Annotated in this window: 22 protein-coding genes and 1 pseudogene; 13 read left to right on the top strand and 10 right to left on the bottom strand. The window is 55.7% G+C overall.

What is annotated here, in order from left to right:
* Positions 1 to 65 precede the first annotated feature (65 nt).
* The 10 genes from O2N63_RS09785 (at position 66) to O2N63_RS09740 (ending at position 9155) form a co-directional block, all read left to right on the top strand.
* Positions 66 to 914 carry a DNA repair protein gene (locus tag O2N63_RS09785; protein WP_271054078.1) on the top strand — a complete coding sequence of 283 codons (849 nt, stop codon included), beginning with the start codon at positions 66 to 68 and terminating at the stop codon, positions 912 to 914.
* A 30-nt stretch (positions 915 to 944) separates the two neighbouring features.
* Positions 945 to 1406, top strand: coding sequence for a paraquat-inducible protein A (locus O2N63_RS09780; RefSeq protein ID WP_271054077.1), 462 nt, complete (start codon positions 945 to 947; stop codon positions 1404 to 1406).
* Between the two features lie 51 nt (positions 1407 to 1457).
* Entirely contained in the window at positions 1458 to 2825 is a 1368-nt protein-coding gene (radA, locus tag O2N63_RS09775) for a DNA repair protein RadA (protein WP_271054076.1), read from the top strand.
* Positions 2826 to 2862: 37 nt separating this feature from the next.
* Positions 2863 to 3429 carry a CvpA family protein gene (locus tag O2N63_RS09770; protein ID WP_271054075.1) on the top strand — a complete coding sequence of 189 codons (567 nt, stop codon included), beginning with the start codon at positions 2863 to 2865 and terminating at the stop codon, positions 3427 to 3429.
* 146 nt (positions 3430 to 3575) lie between these two features.
* Positions 3576 to 5072 (top strand): amidophosphoribosyltransferase, encoded by a 1497-nt coding sequence (purF, locus tag O2N63_RS09765; protein WP_271054074.1) that lies wholly within the window; start codon positions 3576 to 3578, stop codon positions 5070 to 5072.
* A 45-nt stretch (positions 5073 to 5117) separates the two neighbouring features.
* Positions 5118 to 5591 (top strand): DUF1284 domain-containing protein, encoded by a 474-nt coding sequence (locus O2N63_RS09760; RefSeq protein ID WP_271054073.1) that lies wholly within the window; start codon positions 5118 to 5120, stop codon positions 5589 to 5591.
* 56 nt (positions 5592 to 5647) lie between these two features.
* On the top strand, positions 5648 to 6301 hold the full coding sequence (locus tag O2N63_RS09755) for an SDR family NAD(P)-dependent oxidoreductase (protein WP_271054214.1): 654 nt from the start codon (positions 5648 to 5650) through the stop codon (positions 6299 to 6301).
* A gap of 113 nt (positions 6302 to 6414) precedes the next feature.
* A complete protein-coding gene (gene surE / locus O2N63_RS09750) occupies positions 6415 to 7200 on the top strand; it encodes a 5'/3'-nucleotidase SurE (RefSeq protein WP_271054072.1) in 786 nt (261 codons plus the stop codon).
* Positions 7197 to 7853, top strand: a complete 657-nt coding sequence (locus O2N63_RS09745) for a protein-L-isoaspartate(D-aspartate) O-methyltransferase (RefSeq protein WP_271054071.1) — start codon at positions 7197 to 7199, stop codon at positions 7851 to 7853. Before surE ends, O2N63_RS09745 begins: the two co-directional genes overlap by 4 nt.
* A gap of 144 nt (positions 7854 to 7997) precedes the next feature.
* Positions 7998 to 9155 carry a LysM peptidoglycan-binding domain-containing protein gene (locus tag O2N63_RS09740; RefSeq protein ID WP_271054070.1) on the top strand — a complete coding sequence of 386 codons (1158 nt, stop codon included), beginning with the start codon at positions 7998 to 8000 and terminating at the stop codon, positions 9153 to 9155.
* Positions 9156 to 9301: 146 nt separating this feature from the next.
* On the opposite strand, the gene der is transcribed toward O2N63_RS09740, so the two are convergent.
* The 3 genes from der to O2N63_RS09725 all read right to left on the bottom strand — a co-directional run bounded on the left by der (position 9302) and on the right by O2N63_RS09725 (position 12862).
* Positions 9302 to 10762: a ribosome biogenesis GTPase Der gene (der, locus tag O2N63_RS09735; protein WP_271054069.1), complete on the bottom strand. Its 1461-nt coding sequence runs from the start codon at positions 10760 to 10762 to the stop codon at positions 9302 to 9304.
* A 47-nt stretch (positions 10763 to 10809) separates the two neighbouring features.
* The gene (locus O2N63_RS09730; RefSeq protein ID WP_271054068.1) at positions 10810 to 12156 is read right to left on the bottom strand and encodes an outer membrane protein assembly factor BamB family protein; all 1347 of its coding nucleotides are present in this window, start codon (positions 12154 to 12156) and stop codon (positions 10810 to 10812) included.
* A 73-nt stretch (positions 12157 to 12229) separates the two neighbouring features.
* On the bottom strand, positions 12230 to 12862 hold the full coding sequence (locus tag O2N63_RS09725; RefSeq protein ID WP_271054067.1) for a hypothetical protein: 633 nt from the start codon (positions 12860 to 12862) through the stop codon (positions 12230 to 12232).
* A gap of 232 nt (positions 12863 to 13094) precedes the next feature.
* On the opposite strand from O2N63_RS09725, the gene O2N63_RS09720 reads away from it, so the two are divergent.
* Positions 13095 to 14327, top strand: a complete 1233-nt coding sequence (locus O2N63_RS09720) for an efflux RND transporter periplasmic adaptor subunit (RefSeq protein WP_271054066.1) — start codon at positions 13095 to 13097, stop codon at positions 14325 to 14327.
* Positions 14324 to 18217 carry an efflux RND transporter permease subunit gene (locus O2N63_RS09715; RefSeq protein WP_271054065.1) on the top strand — a complete coding sequence of 1298 codons (3894 nt, stop codon included), beginning with the start codon at positions 14324 to 14326 and terminating at the stop codon, positions 18215 to 18217. Before O2N63_RS09720 ends, O2N63_RS09715 begins: the two co-directional genes overlap by 4 nt.
* Positions 18218 to 18294: 77 nt before the next feature.
* On the opposite strand, the gene O2N63_RS09710 is transcribed toward O2N63_RS09715, so the two are convergent.
* The 3 genes from O2N63_RS09710 to O2N63_RS09700 all read right to left on the bottom strand — a co-directional run bounded on the left by O2N63_RS09710 (position 18295) and on the right by O2N63_RS09700 (position 22147).
* On the bottom strand, positions 18295 to 18735 hold the full coding sequence (locus tag O2N63_RS09710; protein WP_271054064.1) for a GNAT family N-acetyltransferase: 441 nt from the start codon (positions 18733 to 18735) through the stop codon (positions 18295 to 18297).
* Entirely contained in the window at positions 18732 to 20582 is a 1851-nt protein-coding gene (locus O2N63_RS09705; protein WP_271054063.1) for an ABCB family ABC transporter ATP-binding protein/permease, read from the bottom strand. Before O2N63_RS09705 ends, O2N63_RS09710 begins: the two co-directional genes overlap by 4 nt.
* Positions 20583 to 20680: 98 nt before the next feature.
* Positions 20681 to 22147, bottom strand: coding sequence for a LysM peptidoglycan-binding domain-containing protein (locus O2N63_RS09700; protein ID WP_271054062.1), 1467 nt, complete (start codon positions 22145 to 22147; stop codon positions 20681 to 20683).
* 210 nt (positions 22148 to 22357) lie between these two features.
* On the opposite strand from O2N63_RS09700, the gene O2N63_RS09695 reads away from it, so the two are divergent.
* Positions 22358 to 22933, top strand: coding sequence for an LOG family protein (locus tag O2N63_RS09695; RefSeq protein WP_271054061.1), 576 nt, complete (start codon positions 22358 to 22360; stop codon positions 22931 to 22933).
* On the opposite strand, the gene rarD is transcribed toward O2N63_RS09695, so the two are convergent.
* The 4 genes and pseudogenes from rarD to O2N63_RS09675 form a co-directional block, all read right to left on the bottom strand.
* The gene (gene rarD, locus O2N63_RS09690; RefSeq protein ID WP_271054060.1) at positions 22888 to 23814 is read right to left on the bottom strand and encodes an EamA family transporter RarD; all 927 of its coding nucleotides are present in this window, start codon (positions 23812 to 23814) and stop codon (positions 22888 to 22890) included. The genes O2N63_RS09695 and rarD overlap by 46 nt on opposite strands.
* A 128-nt stretch (positions 23815 to 23942) precedes the next feature.
* Positions 23943 to 24351, bottom strand: a pseudogene (locus O2N63_RS09685) (GFA family protein).
* Positions 24352 to 24427: 76 nt separating this feature from the next.
* Entirely contained in the window at positions 24428 to 25027 is a 600-nt protein-coding gene (locus tag O2N63_RS09680) for a superoxide dismutase (protein ID WP_271054059.1), read from the bottom strand.
* 132 nt (positions 25028 to 25159) lie between these two features.
* Positions 25160 to 25582 (bottom strand): hypothetical protein, encoded by a 423-nt coding sequence (locus O2N63_RS09675; protein WP_271054058.1) that lies wholly within the window; start codon positions 25580 to 25582, stop codon positions 25160 to 25162.
* Between the last annotated feature and the right edge of the window lie 24 nt (positions 25583 to 25606).

Here is a 25606-nt window from a genome sequence, read left to right as displayed (position 1 = left end):
AAGAACCATGGCTCAAGTCCATCCCGAACGCGATTTGGTAATCGTTCCTTGAAGGGGGAGTTGAGATGAAGAGTATAAATATTCCACTTTTGGTAATGGCTGGCATTGCCCAACGAATTTCCGTTCTGCTCATGGCGACCTTGGCACTTGCGCTAACCGGCGTGACTATCGCATCAGCTTTGGGGTTTGCGCCTTGGCTCGAATTGCCCGCACGATTTGGAGCCGTCAACATCGAAAACATGGGGATGTATGCGCAGATTTTCTTTACTGCGGTCTGCGTATCCCTGCTGTTTTTCCTGCCCAGCCATGGGAGAGTGATGCAGTTGGAAAACAGCCATCGCAAGTTTCATTTGACCATGGAGGATGTTGCGCGCGCCTATCGTATGGCCCACGAAGCGGATCGTGCAAAACTGTTCAAGACCGGTGCAGAGTTTGATGAGGTGCGCGAACGCATTGCGCATCTTCGCAATCATCCAGATCTAGCGGGGTTAGAGCCGGACATCCTTGAGGCAGCAGCACAAATGAGCTTTGTGAGCCGCGATCTGGCTCAGACCTATAGCGACGATAAAGTTGAAAGAGCCCGGGTATTTCTCCGCCAAAGGCACGAGGAAATGGAAGACTTTCGCGCCAACCTGTCTCTCGCCCAGCAGACGACTGACGAATTGAAACACTGGTTGACGCAGGTCGAAGCAGATGAGCTGGTGGTCACAAAGCAGGTCGATGCGCTTAAATCAGATTTGAAGGCGTTACTGCCCAAGCTCGGGGTTGATCTGCACGAAACAGTTTCCAGAGATCGCAATGTGGTTCCGATGTCAACGAACCCGCGCCGCGAACGCGGGCGTGGACCTCGCAACGGCCCTAATGACAACACCGCACGCAACGAACAAGATTGTGACGGAGATTTAGAGTTGTAAGCGTCGCGTCACGCCATATATCTCAGTGTCATGAGATATATGCGTTATTTGAACTTGGCGTTGTTGATTGCCTTTCCACTGTCGTGGTTTGCCCCGTTGATGCGCGCCGGGTTGAATCTCCCCTTTTTCGGAACAGATGAAATCAGCGTGATTTCCGGTCTGCAAACCCTGTGGCAAAAAGATGTGTTTATTGCCCTCCTCGTCACATTTTTTGCCCTGATCGCCCCTTTGGTGAAATCTCTCGGACTGGCATTGATCCAGTTCGGTCAAATGCGCCGCAAGATGCTCCCGGTTTTCAATGTGATGGGAAAGCTGGCCATGGCCGATATTTTTCTGGTGGCGCTCTATATCGTCATCGTGAAGGGCGTAACTTTGGCAAAGATCGAAGTTGCTTGGGGGCTTTACCTCTTCAGTGCCTGCATCCTGATTTCTCTGGGTATATCGCTTCTGATGTCACGCAAGGCCAAGCCCGTTTCGATCATCGGCAAATAGACGCATACTCCCCCTTGCGTGGACGCCCCCCCTCAGGCAAAAACCATCCCTATGGCAAAGAACAACAATTCCTATTCCTGCAACGCCTGTGGGGCAGTGTTCACAAAGTGGTCCGGACGTTGCGACGGCTGCGGCGAATGGAACACAATTGTCGAAGACACACCGTTGTCCGCCGGACCTGCAAAAAAATCGCTCGGATCCGTGCGCGGGCAAGGCATTATTCTCACGGATTTATCCACGGAAGAAACCCCACCTCCCCGTACCCACTGCGGATTAGGGGAACTTGATCGCGTGCTTGGTGGCGGATTGGTTCCGGGATCTGCCATTCTCGTTGGTGGAGATCCTGGCATTGGTAAATCCACGCTGCTCTTACAGGCAGCTGCCCGATTTGCTGAGGCGGGTCTGGATACGGTTTACGTCTCTGGTGAAGAGGCTTCGGCACAGGTTCGAATGCGCGCGCAGCGTTTGGGTCTGACCAAGGCTCCGGTTCGGTTGGCCGCAGAAACCAACCTGCGAAACATCCTGACAACACTCGACGCGGAACGCCCTCAGCTAGCCATCATCGACTCCATCCAGACCATGTGGGCGGACAATGTGGACAGTGCTCCGGGATCTGTTAGTCAGGTCCGCGCCGCCGCTCATGAACTGACCACATTTGCCAAGACCCGCGGGATATCCGTTATCCTGGTGGGGCACGTCACCAAAGAAGGTCAGATTGCTGGCCCCCGGGTCGTGGAACACATGGTGGATACGGTTCTTTATTTTGAGGGTGAACGCGGTCATCAGTTCCGCATCCTGCGTGCGGTTAAAAACCGTTTTGGTCCGGCTGATGAAATCGGTGTCTTTGAAATGACGGGTGGCGGCCTGTCTGAGGTCGGCAACCCCTCTGCACTTTTCCTTTCAGACCGTGAAGAGCCAGCTCCCGGAAGCGTGGTTTTCGCCGGCATCGAAGGCACCCGTCCTGTGCTCGTCGAATTTCAGGCCCTTGTTGCCCCATCACCTCATTCCCAGCCCCGCCGCTCTGTTCTCGGTTGGGATGGAGGACGCTTGGCGATGATCCTTGCTGTGCTTGAGGCCCGCTGTGGCATCCCGTTTGCCGGGCTTGATGTCTACCTGAACGTGGCCGGTGGCATGAAAATCTCGGAACCTGCCGCAGATCTGGCTGTGGCGGCAGCGCTACTCTCTGCGCGAGAGGACGCCGCTTTGCCTAAAGACACTGTGGTTTTTGGTGAAATCAGTCTATCAGGGGCTTTACGCCCGGTGGGACAAACCGAAAACCGGTTGAAAGAAGCTATGAAACTTGGTTTCAACGCAGCCATCGCACCCAGTCGTAGCAAGACAGGGACCGCTGATGGAATGCGTGTTCAGAAAATGACGGACCTTCCGGGGTTTGTTGGGGAGATCTTTGGGGCAGGCTAGCCTCGGTCAGAATTGGCGAAAAACATCGGAGAAACAGATGGAAGCCTTTACACTTGTAGACGGGATCGTGGCAGCGGTCATTTTGGTATCGGCCATCCTGGCCTATTCACGCGGGTTTATCCGTGAAAGCATGTCGATCATCGGCTGGATTGCGGCGGCTATTCTTGCCTATATGTTCGCACCCAAAGCAGAGCCGCTGATCAAGGAAATTCCTGTGCTGCGCGACTTCATCGCGGAAAGTTGCGAGCTGAGCATCATCGCCGCATTTGCCGGAGTATTCGCCATTGCGCTTGTGGTGGTGTCGCTCTTCACACCGCTTTTCTCGTCCGCCGTGCAACGCTCTGCCCTTGGCGGGATCGATCAGGCATTGGGGTTCATCTTTGGGGTCGCGCGTGGGCTTATCCTCGTGGCCATTGCTCTTGTTGTATATGACCGCGTTGTGACCACCGATACGATTGCCATGGTGGACGACAGCCGCACCGCCAAGATCTTTGCCCGGACACAGGACAAGATTAACGAACAGATCCCCGAGGATGCGCCGAGCTGGATCGTCGAACGCTACGAAGTCCTTGTTGGGGGCTGCTCCGGCGACACCGGACAGTAATTTGTTAACAAAAGCGCGCTTTCGGGCGCGTTTTTCTTTTTCAAAACAACCAGTGGTAAGAAAACGCATCCAGATCGTGATAGTTTGGTGACAGAGCGATATTCACCCACTATGAGGATGCCAACGCCACGGAATCGGAGACTGAGATGTCCAAACCGCCCGCCGCCTGCCCTTCCAAGGATCAAATGAAGCCATTCATGGCGCATCCATTTGATGATGAGAAATTAAAGGAGGAATGCGGCGTTTTCGGCGTAATTGGCCTCAAGGATGCATCAAATTTCGTAGCCCTCGGCCTGCATGCCCTTCAACACCGCGGGCAAGAAGCCGGTGGCATTGTCTGCCATGATCCAAACGAAGGGTTCAACTCAGCCCGCCGCTTTGGCTATGTGCGCGACAACTTTACCAAGGAAAGCGTGATGAAGACCCTGCCCGGTCCCATCGCCATTGGCCATGTGCGCTATTCGACGGCCGGATCCAAAGGTGCAGTGATCCGCGACGTGCAGCCCTTCTTTGGTGAGTTCTCGATGGGTGGGGCGGCGATTGCTCATAATGGCAACATCACAAATGCGAACGCTCTGCGCCGCGAACTGATCGAACGTGGTTCGATCTTTCAAAGCTCCTCAGACAGTGAATGTATCATTCACCTGATGGCTCGCTCACTGCAACGCACCATCCCTGAAAGGATGGAAGACGCGTTGCGCCGTGTCGAAGGCGCGTTTTCGGTGGTCGCTATGACCCGCACCAAGTTGATGGGTGTGCGCGACCCGCATGGGGTGCGCCCGCTGGTCTTGGGGCGCCTCGGCGAAGGCTGGGTGCTGTCATCGGAAAGCTGTGCGCTGGACATCATCGGTGCTGAACTGGTGCGCGAGATTGAGCCCGGTGAAATGGTGGTGATTTCCGACGGACACGTAGAAAGCAGCTTTCCGTTCCGACCGCAGCCGTCGAAGTTCTGCATCTTTGAGCATGTCTATTTTTCACGTCCGGATTCGATCCTTGGAGGTCAGTCGGTTTATGAAACCCGTCGCCAGATCGGTGTGGAACTAGCCCGCGAAAACCCGGTGGACGCGGATCTGGTCTGTCCGGTGCCGGACAGTGGCACGCCTGCCGCAATTGGCTATAGCCAAGAAAGCGGCATCCCCTACGCGATGGGCATCATCCGCAACCAGTACATGGGCCGGACCTTTATTGAACCCACGGAATCGATCCGCAATATGGGTGTTCGCCTGAAACTCAACGTGAACCGGGCCCTGATCAAAGGCAAACGCGTCATACTGGTGGATGACAGCGTGGTACGCGGCACAACAACCCGCAAGATCAAGGACATGTTCCTGGATGCGGGCGCCGCCGAAGTGCATTTCCGCATCGCCTCCCCGCCCACCGCATGGCCTTGTTTCTACGGCGTCGACACGCCCGAACGTGAAAAGCTTCTGGCCGCGACGATGAGCGAAGAAGAAATGTGCGAACATCTCAAGGTCGACAGCCTCAAGTTTATCTCGCTTGATGGCCTCTATCGCGCTGTAGGCGAAGCAGAAGGGCGCAAGAAAGAGTGCCCGCAATATTGCGATGCCTGCTTCTCGGGTGAATATCCGGTGGAACCTTCCGACAAGATCGAACAGGGTTTCAAGATGGCCGCGGCGGAGTGATCCGCCGCAGTTGCACCCAAATCAAAGATGCGTCAGGCTCGTTACATGGCCAAACTGCGTTTTCGTCCACATCATTTCCTTTGCTCCCTCGGTTTTCAGGGCAAGGGGTATTCCGACGGTTTCACTGCCAATATGGATGGGATCGTCAATGGACGTTTGCGCGCTGATGGTGGCGCGGAAGTTGAGATCGAGGTCATACGCCACACGGATGACATCTGTGGCCCATGCCCTAAACGCGTAGACACAAAATGCCAGAACCAGGAAGGGATCGAGGCGCTTGATCGTCAGCACCTTGCTGCTCTGGATCTGCGGTACGGGCAGGTATTAACCTGGGGTGAGGCTGAACAAACAATTCGGCGCAAATTACGCCCACGTGACCTTTCCTCGGTCTGTTCAGGATGCCAGTGGCTTGAGTATGGGATGTGTGAAGCCGCACTACGTGACCTGCATGACAGGCTGGATCTGGAAGATGACGGGGTGCGTCCACTCGCCCCGGCGGGTCAGGGTCGCACGAAATGACATTGGAAGAAACCGGCCCTCTCGACATTCCCGAACCTGAACGCTACACCGCAGCCATGAGTGAGACAAAGAAAATCGCGCTGGTCACCGGCGCCTCCCGTGGGCTTGGTGCCGCCTTGGCGCTAGAGCTGTCAAAAACCCACCATGTGATGGCCGTGGGGCGCACTACCGGCGCTTTGGAAGAGCTTGATGACAAGGTCCAGGCTTCTGGCGGGACAGCCACGCTCGCACCGATGGATGTGACCGACAAGAACGCCATGGCACATCTCTGCCGCTCGATCCATGATCGCTGGGGCAGCATCGACATCTGGGCGCACACAGCGATTTACGGCCCGGCCCTGATGCCAACACCGGAACTGGATGACAAAGGCTGGAAGCGCGCGATTGACACCAATGTGGAAGCCACGCGCGTGCTGATCCATATGATCAATCCGCTTCTGACTGATGACAGCACCGCACTCTTTTTCCACGATGACCATGCCGGCGAAAGTTTCTTTGCCGGTTACGGAGCAACCAAGGCCGCTCAGATGGCTCTTGTAAACAGCTGGGCATCTGAGAACACCCGCCTTGGCCCAAATGTTGTAGTGGCAGAACCAAAACCGCTCGCAACATCCATGCGCACGCGGTTTTATCCGGGTGAAGATCGCGACGCGTTGGCTTCGGTCGAGGATGAAGCAAAGCGGATCTTGTCGGAAACCGGATTGGTCTGACCTGAGTCTTCCGGGGCACAGTTCCCAACCCGCCCTTTGAAAACAATTGCCGCTTTTCACCGCCTGCCCTATTCAGGGGGCAGGCATAGATTTCATGGCAAAACGGGGACGGTATGCGCATTCTCATCACCAATGACGACGGGATCAACGCACCCGGCCTGAAAGTGGCCGAAGCCATCGCTGCAGAGATTGCAGGCCCGGGTGGCGAAGTTTGGACCGTTGCCCCTGCTTTTGAACAATCCGGCGTCGGACACTGCATTTCCTACACGCATCCCTTCATGGTCGCCCAGCAGGACGAGCGTCGGTTTGCGGCGGAAGGCAGCCCGGCAGACTGTGTTCTTACGGCATTGCACCACGTGTTGCCCGAACGCCCGGATCTGGTGATCTCGGGCGTAAACCGGGGGAATAACTCAGCAGAAAACGCGCTTTATTCTGGGACCTTGGGTGCCGCGATGGAAGCTGCGCTTCAGGGCCTGCCAGCGATTGCACTCAGCCAGTATATGGGTATGGGCACAAAGAATTTGGACAGTGTATTTGAGGCCGCCGCCGCGCATGGCACCGGGATCGTACGCAAGCTTCTGGATAAAGGGCCATGGGACGAAGGCAAAAATTACAAAGTCTTCTACAATGTGAATTTTCCACCTGTAGGGGCAGATAAAGTGCGTGGAGTGAAAGCCACACCCCAAGGTTGGCGGCATGATGCCATTTTCTCAGCTGAACCGCATCAAAGTCCTTCCGGCAGGCAATTCCTCTGGATCAAAGGTGGGCCGCAGGCCACCCCCTCTGAGCCCGGAATGGATGTGACCGAAAATCTTGCTGGCTATGTGTCGGTCACGCCGATGCGCGCTGACCTGACGGCCCATGATCACCTTGCTCAGACCACGGAGATTTTTTCATGACGCCTGCGGGGAACGGCATGGATGCAGAACGCAAGATGCAGTTCCTGTTCACCCTGCGATCGCGCGGGGTCACGGACCCGCGTGTACTGACTGCCATGGAAGAAATCGACCGTGGCATGTTTGTACGTGGCGTTTTCTCTGAGCGCGCCTATGAAGATATGCCGCTGCCGATTGCCTGTGGGCAGACCATTTCGCAGCCATCTGTTGTTGGATTGATGACCCAGGCGGCACAGATCAGTCCCCGGGATAAAGTGCTCGAGCTTGGCACCGGCTCCGGATATCAGGCAGCGATCCTGTCGCGACTTGCCCGGCGTGTCTATACCATTGATCGCCATCGTCGCCTTGTGCATGAGGCACGCCAGATTTTTGAGGCACTGGATCTGCACAATATCACTGCCATTGTCGGAGATGGATCACGTGGACTTCCGGATCAGGCCCCGTTCGACCGCATCATCGTCACCGCCGCAGCCGAAGACCCGCCCAGCCCCCTCTTGGCGCAACTCGCAATCGGCGGTATCATGATTGTACCGGTAGGTCAGTCCGATGCTGTTCAAAGCCTGATCAAGGTGACGCGCAGCCAGGAAGGATTTGAATACGATGAGCTATTGCCGGTGCGTTTCGTGCCCCTGTTGGAAGGGTTGGGGCAGGAATAACAAAGCCACCCCTCTAAGGGGTACCAAGGGTTCGGAACAGCCGAACCGGGGCGGAAAGGTCCGACAGAGACTTCGCCAATGGCCCATAACGGGCGCCAAATAACAACCGGTCTGAGGACAGGCCGTGGATTGAGGACACGAGCAATGACAAGAGCTATGACGCGGCGCCACAAGACGCTCATGCGTGGCATTCCCCTTCTTGTAACCGCAGCCGCGCTGTCGGCCTGCACGGACGGATTTGATTTCGACATGCGCCCACAGCATGGTGGGTTATCCACCACACAAGCTGTGCAAAATGTGCAAACGGCAAACCGACCCTCGCCAGACGCACGCGGGGTCATATCCTATCCGACCTATCAGGTGGCATTGGCGCGGCGAGGAGATTCCGTTGCAGATGTCGCCAACCGCTTAGGCATCCCTGCTGCCGAACTGGCGCGTTACAATGGAATTGCCGCTGACACTCCCCTGCGTCGGGATGAACTTCTGGCATTGCCACGCCGAGTCCAGGAACCTTCCAGCGGACCAATTACACCCGGCGGGGAAATTGACATCCAAACCCTCGCGGGAGACGCGATTGACCGCGCTCCGGCCACCCGTCCAACAGATAGCACACGGAAATCCGTGACCTCGGGTGAGGAGCCATTGCGCCACCGGGTCGAGCGCGGAGAAACTGCATATTCCATTGCACGTCTTTACGGTGTCTCGGTCCGATCTCTTGCCGATTGGAATGGGCTCGGAGCCGAACTGGCGGTTCGTGAGGGGCAACATCTTCTGATCCCCGTCAAAGTCGCGAAGGCCGCGACAACATCAGTCAGCCGCCCCGGAGAAGGGAGCACCACGCCCACGCCACCATCTGCCGCACAACCTCTGCCCGATGAAAAACCCTCGGCTGTAAAACCTGCAACCGCGCCTGCTTCTCCTGAATTGAATGGTGAGCGCACGACCGCGTCCAGCGCCCGAATGTCCCTGCCTGTCTCAGGAAAGATCACCAGCCTATTTGACGCCGACAAGGCGGGATATATCCTGATTGCAGCCAAACCCGGCGCGGCGGTCAAAGCGGCGGCTGCTGGAACTGTTCGCCTTGTGTCCAAAGATGTTGAGGGCGAAGAAATTGTTGTGATCGACCATGGCAACAACACTCAGACGGCATATAGCTTCATCGAAGGGATATCTGTTTCCAAAGGACAGAAAGTGAAGCGCGGGCAGCCGATCGCGAAGGCGACAAAAAACCAATATAACGCCATTCAGTTCCTCGTCTTTAATGGCACTGATCCTGTCGACCCGATGCCCTATCTGAACTGACGTTTTGATATTCGGCCAGAATGAGAGGGGTGCTGCCCCTCGGCCTTCAGCCTCACCCCGAGGTATTTTGAGTAAGAAAAAAGAGGCGGGCTGGTGAGCGCGCCTCTTTTTCTTATGTCATCTTCTTAAGTCATCCGCAGGTGCGATTACTCGTCTGCGCGGCCCTTGCCCAGGTGTTTTCGCAAACGGCTGGGAGTGGATTTCTTGCGGTTCTTATAAGGGTTCTTGTCCCCTTGCCCGCGCATGGTCAATCGGATTGGCGTGCCGGGCATGTCAAAATCTTCGCGCAGACCGTTGACCAGATAGCGGGTGTAGCTTTCCGGTAGTTTGTCTGGATGCGAGCACATCACGACAAACGCAGGTGGGCGGGCCTTTACTTGAGTCATGTAACGCAGTTTGATCCGGCGACCACCCGGTGCGGGAGGCGGGTGGGCCTCGATCATTTCACTGAGCCAGCCATTGAGGTGTGACGTCTTGATCCGGCGGTTCCAGACTTCATGGGCACGCATAACCGCAGCCTGCAATCTGTCCATCCCCTTGCCGGTTTTGGCCGAGATCGTCACCAAAGGTGCTCCGCGCAGCTGTGGCAGTAACCGCGTAAATGCCTCTTTCAGCTCCTTGAGCTTGGCCTGTTTTTCACCTTCGGCATCCCATTTATTCACCGCGACGACAACTGCACGCCCTTCACGTTCGGCGAGGTCGGCAATGCGCAGATCCTGTTGCTCAAACGGGATTGCCGCATCCAGAAGAACAACGACAACTTCGGCAAATTTCACAGCCCGCAGCCCGTCTGATACCGAAAGCTTTTCGACCTTTTCCTGAACTTTAGCGCGCTTGCGCATGCCCGCGGTGTCGAAAATCCGAGTGGGCACACCGCCCCAGTCGAACCGGAGAGAGATGGAGTCTCTTGTGATCCCGGCCTCTGGACCGGTGAGCAGTCGTTCCTCGCCTATCAACTGGTTGATCAGAGTGGATTTACCTGCGTTCGGTCGACCAATCACAGCCACCTGCAGAGGCTTGTCTGCGGTGGGCGTACGCGGTCCTTCGTCCTCTTCGCCCTCGACGATGTCCACATCGGTCTCAGGTGCGGTTTCAGAAGCGCGAGTTTCGAATTCTTTGGCGATAGGATCAAGTGCAAGCATGAGATCCCCCATGCCTTCGCCGTGCTCTCCCGACATTCGGATCGGCTCGCCTAAACCCAGCGCGAACGCTTCGAAGTATCCAGCGTCCGCAGCTTTGCCTTCGGCCTTGTTGGCGGCAAGGATTACATGAGCGTTCTTGCGGCGCAGGATGTCAGCAAAGACCTCATCTGCGGGCAGAAGCCCAGATCGCGCATCCACAATAAAGAGACAGGCATCGGCCATTTCCACGGCACGTTCCGTCAGGCGGCGCATCCGACCTTGAAGGCTTTCATCAGTCGCTTCTTCAAGCCCTGCCGTGTCAATCACGGTAAAGCGCAGATCACCCAGCCGCGCTTCGCCTTCGCGCAGGTCACGCGTCACGCCTGGCTGGTCATCAACCAGCGCGAGGCGCTTGCCAACCAGGCGGTTGAACAGGGTGGATTTGCCCACATTCGGGCGGCCCACAATGGCGAGGGTAAAGCTCATATCGGACTCCGGGTCACATCAAGCGCCCCGCATACACGGTTTTTCTGTCAGCGCAAAGCCAGAAGTTTGCCATCGCGAGACACCACATAGGCGACGCCGTTCACAATTGCAGGACGTGTGGCGGCTCCGCCCGGCAATTCGGTATTTGCGACAAGGCTACCGTCTTTCGGATCAAAGCCACGCATGACCCCGTCAGATGAAGTCACCCATAGATTTCCACCCGCCAGAACCGGTCCATAATTTGCGTAAATCGCTTTGCGACGCTTTGCTTTTTCCTTGGTGAAATATGGCAGCTCAACGGACCAAATCCGGTCCCCGGTCTTTTCATCGAGCCGTACCAGCCTGGCTTCGTCCGAGATCAAGAACACCGAACCGCCGCTGACCCAAACCGGAGACGTTGCGCCTTCATCTGCGGTCCAGATCCGTTCACCCGACATAGAGAGCGCAACGGTACGCCCCACAGGATTGCCAGTGTAGATGACGTCATCTTTCACCACAGGTTCACCGGTGATATCCGTCACGATCGAATAGGCACGACCGGGGCGTTCACCGGTTACAAGAGCCGTCCAGGTCCGCACCCCACCTTTACGCAACGCGCCGACCAACTCTCCGGAGGTAAAGGGGACAATCGCGAGCCGTTCGGTAATGGCTGGGCTGGACACCCCAACAACGCCATCCGGACTTGGGGTACCAGTCAGCTGCCAGCGCACCTTGCCGTCGGACGCGTCCACGCCCCAGGCGATATTGTCTTTGCTGCTGACATAAACAATCCCATCACGCACGGAGGGGGCACCGGTCGCTGGCGCTTCCAGTTTCTGCTGCCACTGCACAGCGCCGCTAGATGCATCCAGCGCGGTCAGCGTGCCGAATGCCGATGTGACAAAAAGCTGCCCACCAGAAATTGCCAAACCTCCGCCCGACGCATCATCTGAATTGTCGCTTGCAGGGGTCAGATTACGAGACCAGAGCGTCTGTCCGCTGGTTGACGTCGCCACAACCTGCGCGCGGCTATCAAGCGTGTATATGCGCCCGTCTGCCACAACCGGTTCGGCGGTAATCCGGTGTTTCCGGTCATTGCCTTGGCCGATGTCTGCTGTCCAGATCAGGCTGGGAGTGTGGCCAAATGCCGGATGTTGCACCTGATGGGTCACATTGCCGCCGATATGGGTCCAGGAGGAATGGTTGACCTGTTGGGGCAGAGTGATTGGAATCGTTTGGTTTACGACCTCTGCAGCAGCCGCATCGGCGGCGGCTGCAATCTCGGTTTCATCAGCCGTTTGTGGGTTCAGGCTGCGCAATTCCTCGCGCTTGCCGGGCAGAATATACTCTGGTTGTGAACATGCGGCCAATACCCCCAAGGCAACCACTATCCCGGTGCTCGTTCTCAACTTCACCCTATATCCCCCACACCAACGGTTTTGTTCTCAATGATTACCCCGCCCGAAATATTCAGCAAGGTCAACTGGATCAGGCCGTTTCCGGCTCTGCGCCCAAAGCTACAATCAACTGTGTTGCTCGTTGGCGCAAGGCCCGTGAAGCTTCTTCGTCATTTAGCAGGGCCTGAAGGCGGGAAATTGCTGCGGCTGTTTCGCCCTGCCCCAGTTCAACAAGGGCCATTTGTTCTTCAGCGAGTACCCGGAATGGGGCACCAGCGACCAGCAACGGGGCAAGCCTGTCGGCCGCCTCTTCTGCACTCAGATCACGACCTGCCGACATGACCAGCTTCAACGCGGCAAGATCTCGATACACTTTGGGAAGCGCCTCATTATCTGCAATCGCAGCCAGAGCATCAGTGTCCGTGCCTTTCTCTGCGACCAAAAGCCCAAGAACCGCCTGAACATCGCCTTCGGCTTGAATGTTTTGCAGCGCCGCAGCGCTTGCCGCGGTATCGTCCAACTCTTCAGCCGCAAGAATGGCATCACCAAGAGCCTTGGCTTCGGCCTGAGCCTTTGCTTTTGACCATTCATTATAGGTTGCACCGCCAACCAACAGGATCACAAGTGCGACGGCAATCCAGCCGTATTTGCGCATCATCGCATAAAGCTTGTCGCGACGGACCTCTTCGGTCACTTCATCGATGAAAGTTTCTGGATTGCTCACTGTGTTGGTCCTCTGCGCATATATTGTGCTTGGTCTTGCCTTCTTTTGCCTCAAAGCGAGAGAATTGCCAAGGGCGTGCAACAAATCTCTGCACTGTCGGATTGCGAATTGATCGGTCCGTTCTCCTATTGAAATATCAACAAAAAAATCTATCCCGCTTGTCCCGGTTCCTCGCCATGCCTATCTTCTGGCTAAAACCAGTTTTATTCAGAACATACCGACAGGATCGCAAATGCGCCTATTCCCGATTTTAGCAGCCGTCACCGTTATTTGTTTGCTTTACTTGGTGATCTTCCAGCGCGAAGCGCTGCTAGAGGGGCTGGGAACAAGCCCCGCTGAGCAAAATGAAGCTGTGGAACGACCAGCAGCAAATTCGGATGTTGGAAATGACGCTGGCGTTTCAGTTGTCGCCATACACTCTCAGGCGCGCCAAATTGAAGGCGCAGTTCTGGTTCGGGGCCGCACCGAAGCATCGCGCAGGGTGGTCATCCGATCAGAGACATCAGGTCAAGTGACTTCAAACCGATTGAACAAAGGGGGACTGGTCAAGACCGGAGACATTCTGTGCCATCTTGATCAGGGTACGCGCGAAGCTGGTCTTGCAGAAGCTTCGGCGCGATTGGCTGAAGCACGCGCCCGCGAACCCGAAGCCGAAGCCCGTGTCATCGAAGCGAAGGCCCGGCTGGATGAAGCTCTGATCAATCTGAATGCGGCTGAAAAGCTGTCCGAAGGCGGATTTGCGTCGGATTCCCGTGTCGCCAATGCCCGTGCTTCGGTTGAAGCAGCCCGGGCTGGTGTGATTGCTGCGCAATCTGGTGCCTCGACCTCTTCCGCGGCCATTCAATCTGCCGAATCGGCGGTCGCCACTGCACAACGAGAGTTAGAGCGGATCGAGATCACCGCCCCGCTTGATGGCATTCTGGAAAGCGATAGTGCGGAATTGGGCTCTCTGCTCCAGCCTGGTGCGGAATGCGCCACGCTCATTCAGCTCAACCCGATACGTTTGGTAGGATTTGTGCCGGAACTGATGGTTGACTTTGTTGCTGTAGGTGCAACGGTGCAGGCACGTCTTGCAAACGGAGAGGAAATCACCGGGCTGGTGACCTATATTGCTGACAGCTCTGATCCGAACACCCGCACGTTCCGTGTGGAAGTGGAAGCGGATAACAGCGACCGTGGATTGCGCGAAGGCCGCACGGTTGAAATTGCAATCGCCTCTGCCGGTCGCCAAGCCCATCTATTGCCGCAAAGCGCCCTGACACTTGATGATGAAGGTCGTCTGGGCGTGCGCATCGTGACTGAAAACGGGCGCGCAGGATTTGCCCCGGTAGAGATGGTTCGTGATAGCCGCGAGGGCGTTTGGGTTACGGGCCTGGCAGACGAGGCCAAAGTGATCGTGATCGGACATCACTATGTAACAGATGATGTGCTCGTGGATGTGACAATGCAGGAACCGGACGCATGATTGGCATAGTCGACTGGGCCGCCACACGCGCCCGTATGGTGATCGCCTTTGTGATCCTGTCCATTACGGCAGGGGTGCTGGCCTATGTTGGCCTTCCCAAGGAGGGTGAACCCGATATCGAGATCCCGGCCCTCTTTGTTTCCGTCCCCTTCCCCGGCATTTCAGCTGCGGACAGCGAGCGACTTCTTGTGCGCACGATGGAGACCGAGTTTGCCGATATTGATGGGCTTAAGACCATGTCGGGCACCGCCGCCGAAAACTATGCCGGCGTGGCGCTGGAATTTGAGTTCGGGTGGGACAAGACCAAGGTCATGGCTGACGTCCGCGACGCCATGAATACTGCGGAAGGCAAGTTCCCATCCGGGTTTGATAAATACTCAATCAACGAGATTAACTTTTCAGAGTTCCCGATCATCATCGTGAGCCTCACGGGGTCCGTACCGGAACGTACCCTGATCCGGGTGGCAAAGGATCTTCAGGATCAGTTGGAAGCTGTAGATGCAGTGTTAGAAGCACCACTCGCTGGCTTCCGTGACGAAATGGTCGAAGTGGAAATCGACCCACTTCGGCTTGAAGCTTATAACGTGACGGCGGACGAGCTTATTCAGGTGGTGAAATCCAACAACCAGCTGATTGCCGCAGGAAATGTGAACACCGCCACCGGTTCAACGGCCATCAAAATCCCCTCCTCCTTTGATGAGATTGAGGATATTTATGCGTTGCCCGTGAAGGTCAACGGCGACAGCGTTGTAACGCTCGGGGATCTGGCCACAATTCGCCTGACCTTTGAAGACCGGGCGGGGACCGCACGGTTCAACGGGCAGACAACAGTTGCGTTACAGGTGGTCAAACGCAAGGGTTATAACCTGATCGACACCGCCGCCACAGTGCGTGAAGTTGTGGCAGAAGCCAGCAAACAATGGCCTAAGGAACTCCAACAAGCGGTGCATGTCGGCACCTCGAACGACCAGAGTTTTGTCGTCAACAGCATGGTCAAACAGCTTGAGGGATCAGTGATTACCGCCATTGCGCTGGTAATGATTGTGGTCCTCGCCGCCCTTGGCATCCGATCCGCATTGCTGGTGGGATTTGCGATCCCGACATCTTTCCTGCTGACCTTTGCCCTGTTCGGCGTGCTGGACGTGACCATTTCCAACATCGTGATGTTTGGTCTGATCCTTGCGGTCGGGATGCTGGTGGATGGTGCCATTGTGGTGGTGGAATATGCGGATAAAAAGATCCGCGAAGGTATCGGGCCAATGCAGGCTTATACAATGGCAGCAAAACGGATGTTCTGGCCCATTGTCAGCTCAACCGCGACGACGCTTTGCGCCTTCCTGCCGATGCTGTTCTGGCCCGGCATTCCCGGCCAGTTCATGGGGTGGCTGCCAAAAACCCTGATCTTCGTGCTGTCCGCCTCGCTCTTGGTGGCTTTGGTCTATCTGCCGGTTGTTGGCGGGGTCACGGGCCGATTTGAACGCTGGTTCCAAGAGCGCAGCGAAGCAATCGCGGAGATGCACTGGCTCACTCATCTGATGCTCTTCCCGATTGGAATCGCCGGATTGGTCCTTGGTGCGTTCGGAGCGCAATTCGGCTTTTCCACCGCTGGCACGATGATTGAAGCGATGGACCAGACTCAGATCCTGAGATCTGTCATTCCCAACCTGATTGGCGCATTTGGATTTGGGGGACTTGGACTTGCAATTGTGGGTATTGCACTTGTCTCGCTGTTTGCCCTGATATTCGCGACATCCGCTCTGTTCGCTCGACTACGGCACGGATTTGCTACGCTGAAATCTCGTGCCTTTCCCAGGAAGGAATCACATGTCGCGGCTGGGCGCCATCGCACTCCTTTGGGTCATCTGATACACGCCATCGCAGCCAATCCGATCATGCCATTGGTGGTGATTGGATTTGTATTTACGCTTGTAGGCACTGTCTTTGTGTATTTCTCGAACAATAACAAAGGCGTCGAGTTCTTCACCGATAGCGAACCAGAACAGGCCATCGTTTTCATCCGCGCCCGTGGCAACCTGTCCATCGAAGAGAAGGACGCCATGGTCGCCAAGGCCGAACGTGTGGCACTTGGCACAAAAGGCGTTGAAAGCGTCTTTGCTTTCGCTGGCGATGGCGGATTGAACCAGAACACCGGCGGTGCCTCTGGCCCTCGTGACACGATTGGTCAACTTCAGTTGGAGCTTGTGGCCTGGGCTGATCGTCCTTCGATCGAGAAGGACATCAAGCTTTTGGGTTTCCTCCCCTTCACCTCCACCGAGATTGATCCGGAATATGATGGCGATTTCGTCATGACCAAGCTCGAAGAACGATTGGGAGTGCTACCGGGAATTCGATTTGAAGTGTTGAATTTGAACCGCGGGCCGGCCTCGGCAAAACCGGTGCACCTCCGCTTGAAAGGTGACGATTGGACAACATTGCGAGCAGCGGCGCAAACCGCTGTTGCAAAGTTCAACGAGACGCTGGGATTGACGCTGATTGAAGACACCCTTCCCCTGCCCGGTATCGATTGGCGCCTGAATGTGGATGTGGAAAATGCCGGGCGCTATGGCACAAATGTCGCCACCGTTGGTGGGATGGTTCAGTTGATCACCAATGGAATCCTTCTGGATACGATGCGGGTCAACAGTTCGGATGAGGAAATCGAGATCCGTGTGCGCCTGCCCGAAGACCAACGCCTTCTCTCAACGCTTGATACGTTAAAACTGCGAACGCCCACCGGTCTCGTGCCCCTTTCAAATTTTGTCACGCGCGAACCGGTGCCAAGCCTTGCGCAGATCGATCGGGTGGACCAAAGCCGCTATTACGATGTGAAAGCAGGTGTTGAAAGCGATCTGGTAAAGTTGGTATCAGACGACGGCAGCGAAAAAATTGTGACGTCGTCCGAGGCCGACACTGCCGCCGCAAATAACCCTTCCCTCACCCGTATCGTCGTCACCCCGGCAGAACGGATTGCCGCCATTGATGCGTGGATCCAAGAGGTCGGCCTGCCTGCAGGTGTCACATATGAATGGACAGGTGATCAGGAAGACGAGGCCGAAAGCCAGGCTTTCCTTGGCCAGGCCTTTACCGGTGCGCTGTTTTTAATGTTCATCATCCTGCTGGCACAGTTCAATAGCTTCTACAATTCGGTGCTGGTGCTTTTGGCCGTGGTCCTGTCGACCACCGGGGTGCTGATTGGCATGATGGTGATGGGGCAGCCCTTCTCGATCATCATGACCGGGACAGGTATCGTGGCGCTCGCCGGGATTGTGGTGAACAATAACATCGTGCTGATCGACACCTATCAGGATTATTCACGCTACATGCCCGCGGTTGAGGCGATCACCCGTACGGCAGAAGCCCGGATCCGTCCCGTTCTTCTAACCACGATTACTACGATGGCCGGTCTGGCCCCGATGATGTTTGGATTATCTCTGAACTTCGCTGAGGGTGGTTACTCGATCGACAGCCCGACCGCACTTTGGTGGAAACAGCTCGCCACAGCGGTTGTGTTTGGCCTGGGCATCGCCACCGTGCTGACATTGGTCTTCACCCCTTCCATGCTGGCGCTCCGTGTCTGGCTGTCAGCCGGTGCCTACCGGTCGTTTTCAGGATTGCGTGCCCTGACGCATCGGGACGGCAAGGCGTCGCGTGACGCTGCCTTGCACAAGGCGGCGCGCAAAACCAATCTGGACGACCTGATTTGGGAAGAAATGGAGGACGAAAGCACAGCGCTGCCGGAAACAGGAGATACATCAACGAGTGTCGATGACATCAAGCCTGTGCTGGAACCAGCGCCGGAGCCAACGACCTCTCCAGACAACCAGGCATCAGGAAAACCAGAGGCCAAAGTGTCAAAACCCAAGGGAAAACCCCGCGACGCCGCAGAGTGATAAAAGGCGGTTGAAACTAGGGGCGGTTAAACCGCCCCTTTTTCCATTTCAGGAATTCGCTTCAGCAAGAAAATCTATTACATCACGTATTGGATGAACGGTGTTTTCGCAGCCACCCGGTCATAAAGTTCCCGCGCCGTTTTATTGTCTTCCGCCGTCAGCCAATAAAGTTTGGCAACCCCAAGCTCATCAGTATGGGCTTTTACAAACTCCAGCATTTTCCGGCCTGCGCCCTTTCCTCGGCAGATCGGAGACACATAGAGGTCATTCAAATAGCAGCGAGGTTCAATATCCCAGAAACTTCGATGCAGAAGGTAATTCACAAGACCAACGGCAGTGCCGTTCTCATCAATGGCAAGGGCTGAAAACATTTCTTGTTCAGGGTTCATGATCCTTGCCCAAGTATCATCATGCACTTCTGTTCCGCGCGTGGTGTCATAGAACGCAAGATAATCATCCCAAAGGCGTGACCAGTTATCTCGGTCATCCGCAGCGACAGGGCGAATGGTCAAAGTCATGCGCGTATCTCCGTTATGGTATCTTCGACCCCGCCTTGGTCCATGTCTTCACTGGCCTGACGCGACCACATGGCTGCATAACGCCCGTTTTGTGCCAGAAGATCATCATGTCGACCCTGCTCGACAACTTCACCCTGTTCAAGGACGATGATCTGGTCTGCATCTGCAATGGTGGACAGGCGGTGGGCGATGGTGATCACGGTGCGCCCCTCACCCATCTCGCGCAGGCTGTCCTGAATATCGCGCTCGGTTTGGGTGTCCAGCGCCGAGGTCGCTTCATCCAGCAGCAATACCGGTGGATTTTTCAAAAGGGTGCGTGCAATGCCCACACGCTGCTTCTCACCGCCAGAAAGCTTGAGCCCACGTTCTCCCACCGCAGTTTCATACCCTTCAGGAAGGCTCTTAACAAAATCGTGAATCTTGGCGGCTTTGGCTGCCGCCTCAACCTCTTCGCGTGAGGCATCCGGGTTCCCGTACGCGATGTTATAATAGATTGTATCGTTGAAGAGCACGGTATCCTGCGGCACGACACCAATGGCCTTATGCAAGCTGTCCTGTGTCACATCACGAACGTCTTGTCCGTCGATCTTCAGGGCACCACCACTTACGTCATAGAACCGAAACAGGAGCCGCCCGATGGTCGACTTACCGGACCCAGAGGGGCCAACGATCGCTACCGTCTGCCCGGCTTCCGCCTTTAAGGATACGCCTTTGAGGATCGGCCGTTCTGCGTCATAGCCAAATTGCAGATCATCAAATTCCAACGCCCCGCCAGTAACTTTCAGATCGGGTGCTTCTGGTTTGTCCACCACCTCAGCCGGCTGTTCCAGAAGATCAAACATTTCCCCCATATCCACCAGAGATTGGCGGATTTCGCGGTAAACCGTGCCGAGAAAGTTCAGCGGCATGGTGATCTGGATCATATAGGCGTTAACCATGACAAAATCGCCTACGGTCAGCGCACCGTTCTGAACACCAATAGCCGCCATCACCATGACCGCAACCAAACCGCCGGTGATCAGAAAAGCCTGACCGAAATTGAGGAAGGCCAGTGAATAGGACGTTTTCAACGCCGCTTTTTCATAACCCGCCATCGCCACATCATAGCGCGCGGCTTCTCGTGCCTCCGCACCGAAATACTTGACAGTTTCAAAATTGAGCAAACTGTCGATGGCTTTCTGGTTGGCGTCCGTGTCTTGTTCGTTCATCTCCTTGCGGATCTTCACCCGCCATTCGGTCACTTTGAAGGTGAAGGTCACATAGGCCCAAATCGTGCCAACAACGACCGCCAAATACCAGACATCAAAGACAAAAAACAAAATTGCCGAGATCATCACCAGTTCAAGGATCAATGGCCCCATCGAAAAGAGCAAGAAGCGCAGAAGGAACTCGACCCCTTTCACGCCGCGTTCGATTATCCGCGACAATCCACCTGTTTTGCGGGTGATGTGATAGCGCATCGACAGACGGTGAATATGGGTGAACGTCTCTAACGCCAGTTGGCGCAGCGCGCGCTGTCCCACTTTGGCAAAGATCGCATCGCGCAACTGCTGAAACCCGTTTGCCATAAGCCGGGCGATACCATAGGCCAACGTCAATCCGACTGCACCAAGGCCCAGCCACAGGGCGGGATCTGCCCCATCGCCCGCCAACGCATCTACCGCTTCCTTGTAGAGAAACGGGGTCACGACAGTCACGACCTTGGACAAAAGCAGCATCGCCATTGCCCATACCACTCGACGTTTGACCCAACCCTGCCCCTCTGGCCAAAGATAGGGCATAACGCGTTGAATGATCCGCATACTATTGTCAGGAGCTTTGGTCGCTGTGATGTGGTTATGTCTCATGCTCGGCTCTTTTCTGTCGGCCCGTAAAACAACAGGCGGACCCTAGAGATAGGGGTCCGCCTGCTAAAGGTCGAGAGCTGTGGGTATTTTTTCGCGGATCAGTTGGCCTCAGGCACTGTAAATACCTGCCCGGGATAAATCAGATCTGGGTTCCTGATCTTATTCCGATTGGCGTCAAACACCTGCACGTAAAGGACCCCTTCTCCCAGGTTGTCCCGCGCAATGGCCCACAATGTTGACCCAGGTTGAACGGTCACGAGAGACGGGCGCACCGAGTCTGCCATCGGTGCTGTTTCTGAATTCACAGTGGCCTGATCCATAGCCGGAGTTTCATCAGTCGGCAAAGCCGCCACTTCTGAAACTGTGGGTTCGGTGCTCGCCGTGTCTCCACTGGAAAGTGGTTCCTCCGCTGAAGTCTCTCCTGATGAGGCAGCGATTTCAGTCTGGGCTTCAGGTGCCTCCGCTTCTGTTGGTAACGAAGGCTCGGGGACAACTTCGGCTGTGGCCGTATCACTGGATGGTTCAGCGGTGCTGGTATCCTGCGACCCTTCAGAGAGTTTTGCCAGTTGAACCGGATCTTCGCGTTTGAAAGGTGTCTCAACCCGTGCGGCCAGCTTCCCTTCTGGGTCCATTTCATCAACACGCAATGTATAGACCCCCGGCACAACGCCTGGCAAAGCAAGACGCCACTGGCCATCGGCGTCCACCTTGGCATCGCTCACTACTGTATTGTCGAGATAAATCTGAAGATTTGCGTCCGCAGTGCCCCGCCCCCCCAAAATGACATTGCCATCTGCGTCGTAGGAAATGCTGTCGAGCACAAGTGTTGCGCTGCCTGATCCGTCCTCGGCATCTTGCAACACCTTAATCCCCTCTTGATCCGCCAACAGGACCTGAGGCGCCTTGGGCTCGGTGGAGGCAGCAGCCATGCCCGGCTCTTCCGAGGCTGGGGTCTGTTTGGCCGGTTCAGTCTCGGTCGCCTCTGCATCAGAGACAGCGACCGCTGTGTCATCCGTATGCTCTACGGTCTGTTCTTCCACCGACCTGACAGGAGCGTCTATAGGCCCAACAATAACGGATTGTGTGGAGGAAGTCTGAACCTCATCACCGTCCATCTGCAGGCTCATGACCCGTGAATCATCGGATGGCTCCAGTGACAGAAGCGCGACGAAGTTTCCGCTTGCATCAGCTTCCGCCCGACCTGCTTCAATCCCGTCCAACATCACGGCAACATTTGCCCCCGGCGTGGCCTGTCCGGCGATCACGGCGCTTCCGTCCGGTTCGACGCGAACGATGTCAAACTGCGGTTCGGGTGCCACTGCATCCTGAGAGGCTTGGGGAGTATCTTCCGAATTTTCCGCAGATGACGTGCTGCCCTGCGCAGCGGTGGGCGCTTCTTCTGTCTCCACTTCAGCAATAGGAAGCGGCGCATCAGCTGTCGCGGGTGTTTCGCCTGATCCCCCTTGTGAGAGCCACCACCCCATGGCCGCCAAAACAAGGGCCAGCGCAGTTCCACCGGCAACCAGTATCCCCGCACCCGACTTGGGTGTGTTTTTTGAAGTCATATTCATCCCCTTCGGTCGGTGCTGCGACCTTCCCCGCCATCAGCCCAACCTATTTCCAGCCTGTCGCCTTTTCTGCCTCGGTTTATCCCCTGGCCCCTTCCAATGCTTGTTCATCGCAATATCGTTGGGGCCGACAATCCCGCCGTGACGTCTTGAGCAACCATATCAACCCAGCTATCACCGGTCAAAAGATCTGTGAAAGGAAACCCCATGCCGACACCTATCTCTCACGTTGCTTCGCTTTGTGTTTTCTGTGGTGCCCGGATGGGCAATGATCCGGCATATATGGAGGCAGCCGAGGCCTTGGGACAGGCCATGGCCGATGAAAACTGGCGGCTGGTCTATGGTGCGGGTGACGTGGGTATCATGGGTGCCGTTGCCAAATCCGCGCAAGCTGCGGGGGCTGATACATTTGGGGTCATTCCGGTACATTTGATGGCGCGCGAGGTGGGCAAACGCGACCTGACATCTTTTGTCGTCACTGAAAACATGCATGAGCGTAAGAAAGTCATGTATATGAACTCGGATGCGATTGCCGTCCTCCCTGGGGGCGCAGGTTCCTTGGACGAGTTTTTTGAGGTGCTGACGTGGCGCCAGTTGGGGCTGCATGACAAGCCGATCATCCTGCTCAATATCAACGGTTATTGGGATCCGCTAATTGCGCTGATGGACAATGTGATTTCGCAGGGGTTTGCCGACAATGATATCCGCGAGAACACATTGGTCGCAGATAGTGTCGATCAACTCGTCGCCATGCTGCGCGAGCGTCTTGTCGTTCGGTCCTGACGAAACGCCACCAAGGAGTAGATCACCAAAGCGGCCCAGATCAGTGGCAAGGCGATCGCGTGCCAACGTGTTATCGGCTCGGCAAATATCAGAGAGGCACATAGGAATTGCAGGCTGGGGTTGAGATATTGGACCACGCCCACAGTAGACAACGTAAGATGCTTTGAAGCAAAGCTGAACAGCACCAATGGCCCCGCCGTCAGCAACCCCGACCCAATCAGCATAAGGCTATCGGAAAGGTCATGCCCAAAGGTGGCCAGATGCCGATCAAACAATCCGGTCCAACCTTCTGCATGCACCCCCCAGAGCCAGATCATGGCAAGTGGTGCAAGCAAAAACACCTCCCCTGCCACCGACACAACTGGACCTGCGGTCAGGCTTTTCTTGATCACGCCGTAGCAGGCAAATGTTGATGCAAGAAAAAGCGAGATCCATGGGGGGACGCCAAGCCCATAGGTGAGCACCCCAACTGCCAATGTGGCAAGTGCGATGGCAATGGATTTGCCTCGGTCCAGAACCTCGCCATAGACGAACCGGCCCAAAAGCACTGTCACCAACGGAAAGACGTAATAGCCAAGACTGGCCTCAACGGCCTTGCCAATCTGGATTGAGATGATGAACCCACCCCAATTGGCCGAAATCAACAGACTGGCAAGCAGCACCAGAAGAAACCCTCGCGGCGTTCGCAACAAGCGCGGCAATTCAGGCAAGCGCCGTTGAAACGTCAACAATGCGCTGAACAGGACCAGAGACCAGATTGTGCGATGGCTTAAAAGCTCAAGCGGAGGCACATGGGCCAGTGCCTTATAATATAGCGGTGACAGGCCCCAGACCGTGCAGGCCAAAAGAATAGCGGCGGTGGCTTTGGTGCTGTCACGCATTTGAAGGCTTTCAGGGCTGAGGTTGTCCGGTGAGTTTCACATATGAAATCTCCGCGACGATGGCACAGATTGGATCCAATCCCAAGGGGATTCGCAGCTTCTTGCGGCCCTGACTGTCAGGTGCGACGCTATGCCTTCGCAAACCTCAGCATACCCGAAATGCCGCTTGCCCCGTCTGACGGATGGTTCACCCCATCATGCACGACAATCTCGGGAAAATCGAACGGACTAACACCTTCCAGACAGGCCGCATTCACTCCGTATTCATTGGGGTTCGAGCGACGTTGGTGATGGGTGTGGATGCCGCAGGTCCTGCAAAAGAAATGTTTCGCCGTGCCCGTGCCAAATTGATAGAGGGTCAGATTGTCAGCGCCCTGAGCGATGCGGAAGCCCTCAAGTGGCGCCGACACCGCCACCGCACCGGCGCATCCGGCAAAAACTGCAATCACAGCGGCGTGCGCTTTCCAGCCCCTCTGACAGGGCCACTTCGAACTGCACAGCACCGCAATGACAGGCTGCTTTCAACGTGTCACTCATATCAAATTCCTTTCACTCATACGAAAAAGGGGCACCAACGCGGCGCCCCTTTGAAATTCTATTGTAATCTATCTGATTACAGGCGCGACGCCACGTTTTCCCAGTTCACCAGGTTTTCCAGGAAGTTGTCCAGGTAGGCCGGGCGCTTGTTGCGGAAGTCAATGTAGTAAGAGTGCTCCCACACATCGCAGCCCAGAAGCGCGGTCTGACCGAAGCAAAGCGGGTTCACACCGTTTTCGGTCTTGGTCACGGCCAGCGAACCGTCAGCGTTTTTCACAAGCCACGCCCAACCCGAACCGAACTGACCAGCACCCGCTGCAGCGAACTGCGACTTGAAGTCGTCAACCGAACCAAAGTTTTCCACGATGGCCTTTTCCAGATCACCCGGCATTGCGGTCTTGCCCGGCCCCATCATCTCCCAAAACTGGTTGTGGTTCCACAGCTGCGAGATGTTGTTGAAGATGCCGTTCTGAGCCACGGCCTTGTCGTCATAGGTGCCGACAATGATCTCTTCGAGGGTCTTGCCCTCCCACTCGGTGCCAGAAATCAGCTTGTTGCCATTGGTCACATAGGCGTTGTGGTGCAGGTCATGGTGGAATTCCATGGTTTCCGCCGACATGCCAAATTCGGCCAGAGCGTCGTGTGCATAAGGAAGATCGGGAAGTTCAAAAGCCATTTGGGGCCCCCTAAAAAGTCGCGTGTTTCTGTTCTAGTTCTAAATGGGGCACAGTGAGTATCGCGGTCAAGAGAAGAACAGTAAAAACCAATGCTTCGCCCTGCAGATATTCTATGTATATCCGGCCAAACATCACTTTTTGATACAAGCCCCTTCGTCGCGCCAAGAATTGCTGTACCCAATAGGTTTCATCGTGATAATCGCCTTCATCGACGGTTTCAGGATCGTCAGGCTGTATTTTTGGTTGGCGTAAGCAACCCCCACGATTGTTGTCGAACTTCCTCCTACCAGTTTAAGCAAATAGCGGAAGGTGACTCGCTTGTCGTTGTCCGTGATTGATGTCGTGGTCAGGCGCTTACCATCGTTGTAATGATTGATCACTTCATCAATCACTGTGGCTTCACCTTTTGCCTCGTCATAGTCTATGTAAATTTCAGGCCCCATCCAGTTTCCACCGGATTTCTTCATCTTTAGCGTACATTCATACTCAGCAGCAGAAACCGCTGCGGGTGCCAAAAATGTCGCAACAAAGAACGCTAAACCTGTAAGTTTCATGCAAAACCCTTTCCTTTAAACTTC

It is taken from the genome of Aliiroseovarius salicola (assembly GCF_027891095.1).
Lineage (GTDB): Bacteria > Pseudomonadota > Alphaproteobacteria > Rhodobacterales > Rhodobacteraceae > Aliiroseovarius > Aliiroseovarius salicola.
This window is presented reverse-complemented; position numbering and strand designations above follow the sequence as displayed.

Bases quoted from the DNA above. Each gene is read 5' to 3' on its own strand.
- O2N63_RS09785 (WP_271054078.1), top strand. From the start codon at position 66: ATGAAGAGTATAAATATTCCACTTTTGGTAATGGCTGGCATTGCCCAA.
- O2N63_RS09780 (WP_271054077.1), top strand. From the start codon at position 945: ATGAGATATATGCGTTATTTGAACTTGGCGTTGTTGATTGCCTTTCCA.
- radA (WP_271054076.1), top strand. From the start codon at position 1,458: ATGGCAAAGAACAACAATTCCTATTCCTGCAACGCCTGTGGGGCAGTG.
- O2N63_RS09770 (WP_271054075.1), top strand. From the start codon at position 2,863: ATGGAAGCCTTTACACTTGTAGACGGGATCGTGGCAGCGGTCATTTTG.
- purF (WP_271054074.1), top strand. From the start codon at position 3,576: ATGTCCAAACCGCCCGCCGCCTGCCCTTCCAAGGATCAAATGAAGCCA.
- O2N63_RS09760 (WP_271054073.1), top strand. From the start codon at position 5,118: ATGGCCAAACTGCGTTTTCGTCCACATCATTTCCTTTGCTCCCTCGGT.
- O2N63_RS09755 (WP_271054214.1), top strand. From the start codon at position 5,648: ATGAGTGAGACAAAGAAAATCGCGCTGGTCACCGGCGCCTCCCGTGGG.
- surE (WP_271054072.1), top strand. From the start codon at position 6,415: ATGCGCATTCTCATCACCAATGACGACGGGATCAACGCACCCGGCCTG.
- O2N63_RS09745 (WP_271054071.1), top strand. From the start codon at position 7,197: ATGACGCCTGCGGGGAACGGCATGGATGCAGAACGCAAGATGCAGTTC.
- O2N63_RS09740 (WP_271054070.1), top strand. From the start codon at position 7,998: ATGACAAGAGCTATGACGCGGCGCCACAAGACGCTCATGCGTGGCATT.
- der (WP_271054069.1), bottom strand. From the start codon at position 10,762: ATGAGCTTTACCCTCGCCATTGTGGGCCGCCCGAATGTGGGCAAATCC.
- O2N63_RS09720 (WP_271054066.1), top strand. From the start codon at position 13,095: ATGCGCCTATTCCCGATTTTAGCAGCCGTCACCGTTATTTGTTTGCTT.
- O2N63_RS09715 (WP_271054065.1), top strand. From the start codon at position 14,324: ATGATTGGCATAGTCGACTGGGCCGCCACACGCGCCCGTATGGTGATC.
- O2N63_RS09710 (WP_271054064.1), bottom strand. From the start codon at position 18,735: ATGACTTTGACCATTCGCCCTGTCGCTGCGGATGACCGAGATAACTGG.
- O2N63_RS09705 (WP_271054063.1), bottom strand. From the start codon at position 20,582: ATGAGACATAACCACATCACAGCGACCAAAGCTCCTGACAATAGTATG.
- O2N63_RS09700 (WP_271054062.1), bottom strand. From the start codon at position 22,147: ATGACTTCAAAAAACACACCCAAGTCGGGTGCGGGGATACTGGTTGCC.
- O2N63_RS09695 (WP_271054061.1), top strand. From the start codon at position 22,358: ATGCCGACACCTATCTCTCACGTTGCTTCGCTTTGTGTTTTCTGTGGT.
- rarD (WP_271054060.1), bottom strand. From the start codon at position 23,814: ATGCGTGACAGCACCAAAGCCACCGCCGCTATTCTTTTGGCCTGCACG.
- O2N63_RS09680 (WP_271054059.1), bottom strand. From the start codon at position 25,027: ATGGCTTTTGAACTTCCCGATCTTCCTTATGCACACGACGCTCTGGCC.
- O2N63_RS09675 (WP_271054058.1), bottom strand. From the start codon at position 25,582: ATGAAACTTACAGGTTTAGCGTTCTTTGTTGCGACATTTTTGGCACCC.